Origin of the sequence: Halomonas sp. OfavH-34-E (assembly GCF_024124525.1) — a bacterium.
Classification (GTDB): domain Bacteria; phylum Pseudomonadota; class Gammaproteobacteria; order Pseudomonadales; family Halomonadaceae; genus Halomonas; species Halomonas litopenaei.
Genome location: NZ_JAMXRY010000065.1, coordinates 21,516 through 27,935, shown reverse-complemented (window position 1 = coordinate 27,935; position 6,420 = coordinate 21,516). Strand labels below are relative to the sequence as shown.

The 6,420-nt window shown below is 67.4% G+C and carries 5 protein-coding genes and 1 pseudogene; 3 read left to right on the top strand and 3 right to left on the bottom strand.

Features of this window, described 5'->3' with window-relative positions; genetic code table 11:
• The 3 genes and pseudogenes from NH448_RS20890 to hemA form a co-directional block, all read right to left on the bottom strand.
• Positions 1-292 (bottom strand): annotated as a pseudogene (locus NH448_RS20890) (protein-(glutamine-N5) methyltransferase, release factor-specific); the annotation flags it as partial.
• Positions 292-1,383 (bottom strand): peptide chain release factor 1, encoded by a 1,092-nt coding sequence (gene prfA / locus NH448_RS20885; RefSeq protein ID WP_045995160.1) that lies wholly within the window; start codon positions 1,381-1,383, stop codon positions 292-294. The pseudogene NH448_RS20890 and the gene prfA, both read right to left, overlap by 1 nt.
• Positions 1,384-1,437: 54 nt before the next feature.
• The gene (gene hemA / locus NH448_RS20880; protein WP_045995161.1) at positions 1,438-2,703 is read right to left on the bottom strand and encodes a glutamyl-tRNA reductase; all 1,266 of its coding nucleotides are present in this window, start codon (positions 2,701-2,703) and stop codon (positions 1,438-1,440) included.
• 168 nt (positions 2,704-2,871) lie between these two features.
• Here hemA and NH448_RS20875 point away from each other — a divergent pair, with 168 nt between their 5' ends.
• The 3 genes from NH448_RS20875 (at position 2,872) to ispE (ending at position 6,407) form a co-directional block, all read left to right on the top strand.
• A complete protein-coding gene (locus NH448_RS20875; RefSeq protein ID WP_045995162.1) occupies positions 2,872-4,641 on the top strand; it encodes a tetratricopeptide repeat protein in 1,770 nt (589 codons plus the stop codon).
• 40 nt (positions 4,642-4,681) lie between these two features.
• A complete protein-coding gene (gene lolB, locus NH448_RS20870) occupies positions 4,682-5,296 on the top strand; it encodes a lipoprotein insertase outer membrane protein LolB (protein ID WP_045995163.1) in 615 nt (204 codons plus the stop codon).
• 217 nt (positions 5,297-5,513) lie between these two features.
• A complete protein-coding gene (gene ispE / locus NH448_RS20865; protein ID WP_045995164.1) occupies positions 5,514-6,407 on the top strand; it encodes a 4-(cytidine 5'-diphospho)-2-C-methyl-D-erythritol kinase in 894 nt (297 codons plus the stop codon).
• Positions 6,408-6,420 lie beyond the last annotated feature (13 nt).

Here is a 6,420-nt window from a genome sequence, read left to right as displayed (position 1 = left end):
CGGTATCGGGGCGGGGAATCAGGGTGCTGGGCGAGGTCACCAGGGCCAGCCCCCAGAATTCGCGTTCACCGGTCAGGTAGGCCACCGGCATGCCCTGGGCACGCGCCGCCACCCAGGCCTCGAAGCGGGCCCGGGCCAGCGTCGCCATGGGCTTGTCGCCCCAGGTGTAGAGCCAGGTGCGATCGACCTTCATCGCCGCCATGGCCAGCACCTCGGCGTCGAGTCGCGGCGTCGGGCTGCCGGCGGCCTCGAGGCGGCGGGTCGCCCGGGCGATCAGCACATCACAGCGCATCAGCCGTCCTGTTGCAGAGCGGCTAGCTGCTCCGCCTGGTACTCGTGGATCAGCGGGTCGATGACCTCGTCGAGGCCGTCGCCGGTGACCACCTCGTTGAGCTTGTACAGGGTCAGGTTGATGCGGTGATCGGTGATCCGCCCCTGGGGGAAGTTGTAGGTACGTATGCGCTCGCTGCGATCGCCGGAGCCCACCAGCGAGCGACGGGCGTCGGCCTGTTCCTGGCGCTGGCTGTCCTGGGCCGACTGCTTGAGCCGCGCCGCCAGCAGCGACATCGCCTTGGCCCGGTTCTTGTGCTGACTGCGCTCCTCCTGACACTCCACCACCACACCGCTGGGCAGGTGGGTGATGCGGATTGCCGAGTCGGTGGTGTTGACGTGCTGACCGCCGGCGCCGCTGGAGCGAAAGGTGTCCACCCGCAGGTCGGCCGGGTTGATGTCGATGTCACTGACCTCGTCGGCCTCGGGCATCACCGCCACGGTGCAGGCCGAGGTATGGATGCGGCCCTGGGATTCGGTGGCGGGAACCCGCTGAACGCGATGGGCACCGGACTCGAACTTGAGCCGGGCGTAGACGCCCTCGCCCTTCACCCGAGAGATGATCTCCTTGTAGCCGCCCTGCTCGCCGTGGCTGGCACTGACCACCTCGACCTTCCAGCCATGGTTCTCGGCGTAGCGCGAGTACATGCGAAACAGGTCGCCGGCGAACAGCGCCGCTTCGTCACCGCCGGTTCCCGCGCGCACCTCGAGAAAGACGTTACGCCCATCATCGGGATCCTTGGGCACCAGCAGACGCTTGAGTTCGGCCTCCAGCTCCTCGAGCTTGGCCACGCCCTCCTCGCGCTCCATCTGGGCAAGCTCGCGCATGTCGGCGTCGGCGTCCTCGGCCATCTGCTCTGCGGTGGCCACGTCTTCCTCGACGCCACGATAGCGGCGCCAGGCGTCGACCAGCGACTCGAGCTCGGCGTATTCGCGGGAGTAGTCGCGAAAACGTGGCTGATCGCTGATCACGTCGGGCTCCGACAACAGGGCAGAGAGTTCCTCGAAGCGGTCGACGAAGGCATCGAGGCGCTCACGCAGAGAAGCTTTCATCGGCAAATCCTTGAAATCATGTAAGAAGGCGCATTGCGGTCAAGCCAGGCCCGGCTAGTTCCGGGACTCGGGCTCGCCCAGCAGCAGTTCGACGGCAGCCTCGAGCAGGTCCTGGCGCTCATCGGCGGCGGCACCCCGCAGGGCCAGGGTGGGCTGATGCATCAGGCGATTGGTCAACTGGTGGGCCAGGCGACGCACCACGGCCTCGGGATCCTCGCCCTTAGCCAGGCGCTCCAGCGCCTGGGTCTGGGCCTCGTCACGCAGCCGTTCACCCTTGGCACGCACGTCGCGGATCACCTCGCCGGCCCCGCGCACCCGGCGTTCCTTGTGCCAGTGGGCCACGCCGTGCTCGATCAGCGCCTCGGCCTGGTCCGCCGCCACCTGGCGGTGACGTCGGTTTTCCTCGATGACCTCGTGCAGGTCATCGACGGTATAAAGGAAGATGTCGCTGAGCTCGCCGACCTCTGGCTCGATGTCACGCGGCACGGCGATATCGACCATGAACACCGGACGGTGGCGGCGACGCTTGAGCGCCCGCTCGACCATGCCCTTGCCAAGAATCGGCAAGGGCGCCGCGGTGGACGAAATGACGATGTCGGCCTTTTCCAGGGCGACGGGGATCTCGTCGAGGCTGATGGCCTGGCCGCCCAGGCTGCCGGCCAGGGCACTGGCCCGCTCGCGGGTGCGGTTGGCCACCGTCAACTGGTGCACCCCGGCTTCATGCAGGTGGCGCGCCACCAGCTCGATGGTCTCGCCGGCACCGATCAACAGCGCCCTGGCGCGCGAGAAATCGTCGAAGATTCGACTGGCCAGACTGACCGCCGCGTAGGCCACGGAGACAGGGTTCTCGCCGATGGCGGTCTCGGTGCGCACCTGCTTGGCCACCGCGAAGGTATGCTGGAAGAGCCGCTCCAGCTCCCCGCCGAGCCCGCTGGCGTCCCTGGCCGCCTGGTAGGCATCCTTGAGCTGGCCCAGGATCTGGGGTTCGCCCAGCACCATGGAATCGAGACCCACGGCGACGCGCATCAGATGGCGCGCGGCGTCGCCTTCCAGATAGTGGTAGGCGCAGTGCAGCAGGTCCTCGCGGGGCAATGCATGAAACCGACTCAACCAGTCGAGCACCTCGCTCTCCCCGCTCGACTCGGTCACGCAATAAAGCTCGGTGCGATTGCAGGTCGACAGCACCGCAGCCTCATGCACACTCGGCAGCGCGCGCAGCTCGGAGAGCGCCCGGGTGAGTTGCGAGGGGCCAAAGGCCACCTTTTCGCGCACCTCGACGGCCGCGGTTCGATGGTTGATGCCAAGGGCAAGCAGGGTCATGCGTTCGACGTCTTCATCAGATGATGTCCGGAGCGGCCAACCAGGCCGCTCCTGCAAGGCGCATATCCTACCATAGGCAGCTCTGACCTCGCTCCCCCGGGCATTGACCTTTGCCAAGACTCCCCAAGCCGTTATGCTGAGAATTCTCATGGAGAAGATGACGCCTCAATGCCCCCGAACGCGCGCCACGGAAAGCTGACCTGCACTCTGGCCACCCTGTCACTGACGGCGTGGCTCGCCGGCTGTCAGAGCTTTTCCTACAGCCCAGGCAGCGCGTCACAGGCTGACCCCATGGCCGGTGCTCCACCGATCACCCGTGGACTCGATGCCGACGGCCTGTCGACGCTGCTGATTGCCGAAATGGCCGGTCAGCGGGGCGACTATCGACGCGCCACCGAAGGCTACCTCAAGGCAGCCGAGCGCTATCACTCCGCCGCCCTGGTCGAGCGCGCGACCCTGGCTTCACGCTTCACCGATGACACCGCCCTGATCGAACGCGCCGCGCGCCGCTGGCAGGAGCTGGCGCCCGAAGCGCCGGTGGCCGCCCAGATCCTGGGCAACCTCGCCGGTGGACGCGGCAACTGGGACGAAGCCCTGAAACAGCGGCTGATCGCGGCCGATGACGACACCGACATCACTCGCTTCGTCGATACCGCCCTGTCCAGCGGCGGCGATCCGGCGGCGCTCGCCGGCACCCTCGAACAGGCGCTCGACGAGCCCACACTCCCCGAGTCGAGGCAAGACGACCTGCGCCTGGCGCTTGCCCTGACCGACTCGGCCCAGGGGGATAATGAGGGCGCCCAGCGACGAATTGCCGCACTGGGAAACAACAGTCGCGACAACCCCCAACGGATTCTCGCCGAATCACGCATCGCCCTGGACGCCGGCAAGTACCACCAGGCCCGCCTGGCGGCCAAACGCGGCCTCAACCTCTCTCCCGGCGACCCCCGCTTTCTGTTGTTGATGGCGCGGGCCGACATTCGCCTGGGCAACCTGGTGTCGGCCGAGAGCAGCACCGACACCCTGCTCGAGACCCGTGGCGACAACCCCCTCTTGCGGGTCGGCCTGGCCCAGCTCTATCTGGAAGAAGGCCACCACGACCCGGCGCGCCGGCTGCTGCTGCCGCTGGTCGATGATCCCCAGGCACCCAGCGCCCTCTATCTATTGCTTGGCAGCATCGCCGAGCAGGAAGACGAGGTCGACAACGCCCTGCTCTACTATCGCCGGGTACCGCCGGGCCCTGACTTCCTGCTGTCGCGACAGCGCGCGGCCAGCATGCTGATCGAGGCCGACCGGCTGCTGGACGCCCGGGCCTTTCTGCGGGTCGAGCGGCTGCGTCACGACGATGCCTATACCGGCCTGGTCATCACCGAAGTGCAACTGCTCGACCAGCAAGGTCTCGAGCCCGAGGCCGAAGCGCTGCTCAACCGCGAGCTGGCGCGCAGCCCCGAGGATGGCGACCTGCGCTACTTCCGCGCCATGCGTGCCTGGAGCGAAGGCGACCTGGACACCTCCGAACAGGATCTGCGCACCCTGGTCGAACAGCAGCCGGACAACGCCGTTGCGCTCAATGCCCTCGGCTACACCCTGGCCGATGCCGGCGACCCCGATGATCTTGACGAGGCCAGGCGACTGATCCAGCGGGCCTACGAACTCTCGCCGGACAACCCCGCCATCCTCGACAGCCTGGGCTGGGTCGCCTACCGTGAGGGCAAACCGGAGGTTGCGCTACCCTGGATCGAGCGCGCCTGGCGCGAGATCGCCGATCAGGAGGTCGCCGCCCACCTGATCGAGGTGCTGTGGGACCTGGGCCAGAAGCAGCGCGCACGCGAGCTGTTGCAAGAAGCCCAGCAACGCTTCCCCGAGCGCCCGCTGATCGTCGATCTCCTCGATCGGCGCCCCGAAATCAGGCCTGAGCCAACGGCAACAGCGCCTTGACCGCCCCGACACCACGACCACTACCCGCAAGGACCCCGCGATGATGTCTTGTTTTCGCCTGACCGCCGCCGCCCTGGGGCTCGGCCTGCTGGCCGGCTGCGCCACCTCCCAGAGCGTCACCGAGCCGCGCCAGGAGCGCCAGGCCGGTGACTGGGAAGCCCAGACCGAACAGGTGGAAGCCTTCACCTCCTGGAACCTGACCGGAAAGGTGGGCCTGCGCACTCCGCAGGAATCCACCAGCGCCAACCTCGACTGGCGCCAGACCCCCTACCACTATCGCCTGCTGGTCACCGGCCCCATGGGCGCCGGCCGCAGTACCCTGGAAGGACGCGACGGTCGCGTCTCGCTGACCACCAGCGAGGGTCGCTTCGAGGCCGACAGCCCCGAAGCCCTGATGGAACAGCGCCTGGGCTGGTCGCTGCCGGTCTCGAGCCTCACCGACTGGGTGCGCGGCCTGCCCGCCGACGACAGTGACTTCGAGCTGACCGACGACGAACTCGGCTTCCCCGCTTCACTTGAACAGGACGGCTGGGAGATCGACTACCGCGGCTGGAAGGATGTGAACGGCACCTGGCTACCCAACCGGCTGGTGATGACCTATGACGACCTGCGCGCCACCCTGGTGGTGAACCAGTGGCAGCCACTGGAACAGTAGTCGCGCCGGCTCCCGCCCCAGATGGCGGGAGCCTGTCTCCCGGGTAAAATGAAGCACCATCGCCCTCTGCCTCCTGTCGACGTGCTCCTTGCAGCAAGCTCCCTAAAGAGAGAAGCATCATCGATCCCGGTCGCCGATGGCAGGCGCCGCCCCCAGTCACCGATCGCCATCACTTCGGTCAGCCGATCCCTGGACAGCACCCTTTATAGACTCCCCCATGCCCGACACCTCTTTCTCTTCCGATGCCAGCGCGCAGCAGACCCTGACGTTGCCGGCGCCGGCCAAGCTCAATCGCATGCTGCATATCGTCGGCCGTCGCGACGACGGCTACCACGAGCTGCAGACGCTGTTCCAGTTCCTCGACCACGGTGACGATATCCACCTGCGCCTGCGCCAGGACGGTGAGATAACCCTGACAGACCGTCTCGAGGGCGTACCCCGCGAGGCCAACCTGCTATGGCGGGCCGCCGACCTGCTCAAGCGCGAGACCGGCTGCGCGCTCGGTGCCGATCTAGGCGTCACCAAGCGCCTGCCCATGGGTGGTGGTCTGGGCGGTGGCAGCAGCGACGCCGCCAGCGTGCTGGTCGGGCTGAATCATCTGTGGGGCCTGGGACTGACGAACCGGCGTCTGGCCGAACTGGGCCTGACGCTGGGCGCCGATGTGCCGGTATTCGTCCACGGCCAGGCCGCCTGGGCGGAAGGCGTCGGCGAGCGCCTTGTCGCGGTGGCACTCGACACCCCCTGGTTCGTGGTCGTGCACCCGGGTGTGGCGGTCTCCACCCCTGCCGTGTTCACTGCGCCGGAATTGACACGGGACACCCCCGCCATTACCATGGCGCGCGCACTCAAGGGGGGAGCGTCAAGCTGGCGCAACGATTGCGAGGACACCGTCAGGCAAGCCTATGCTGAGGTGGCTCGTGCCCTGGACTGGCTCAACGCCCGGGCGCCGTCAATGTTGACGGGTACCGGCGCGTGCGTTTTTGCCCGTCTGGAGTCGGAGGCCGATGCCGTCCAGTTGCTGGACGATGTCCGATGCCAACAGCCGACCTGGCACGCCTTCAAGGCCCTGGGCCTGAATCGATCGCCTCTCCTCGACGCCCTGCCCGCGTGAGGCAGGACGTATG

What these genes read in the sequence shown, in the direction of transcription:
- prfA (WP_045995160.1), bottom strand. Translation starts at nt 1,383, where the DNA reads ATGAAAGCTTCTCTGCGTGAGCGCCTCGATGCCTTCGTCGACCGCTTC.
- hemA (WP_045995161.1), bottom strand. Translation starts at nt 2,703, where the DNA reads ATGACCCTGCTTGCCCTTGGCATCAACCATCGAACCGCGGCCGTCGAG.
- NH448_RS20875 (WP_045995162.1), top strand. Translation starts at nt 2,872, where the DNA reads ATGCCCCCGAACGCGCGCCACGGAAAGCTGACCTGCACTCTGGCCACC.
- lolB (WP_045995163.1), top strand. Translation starts at nt 4,682, where the DNA reads ATGATGTCTTGTTTTCGCCTGACCGCCGCCGCCCTGGGGCTCGGCCTG.
- ispE (WP_045995164.1), top strand. Translation starts at nt 5,514, where the DNA reads ATGCCCGACACCTCTTTCTCTTCCGATGCCAGCGCGCAGCAGACCCTG.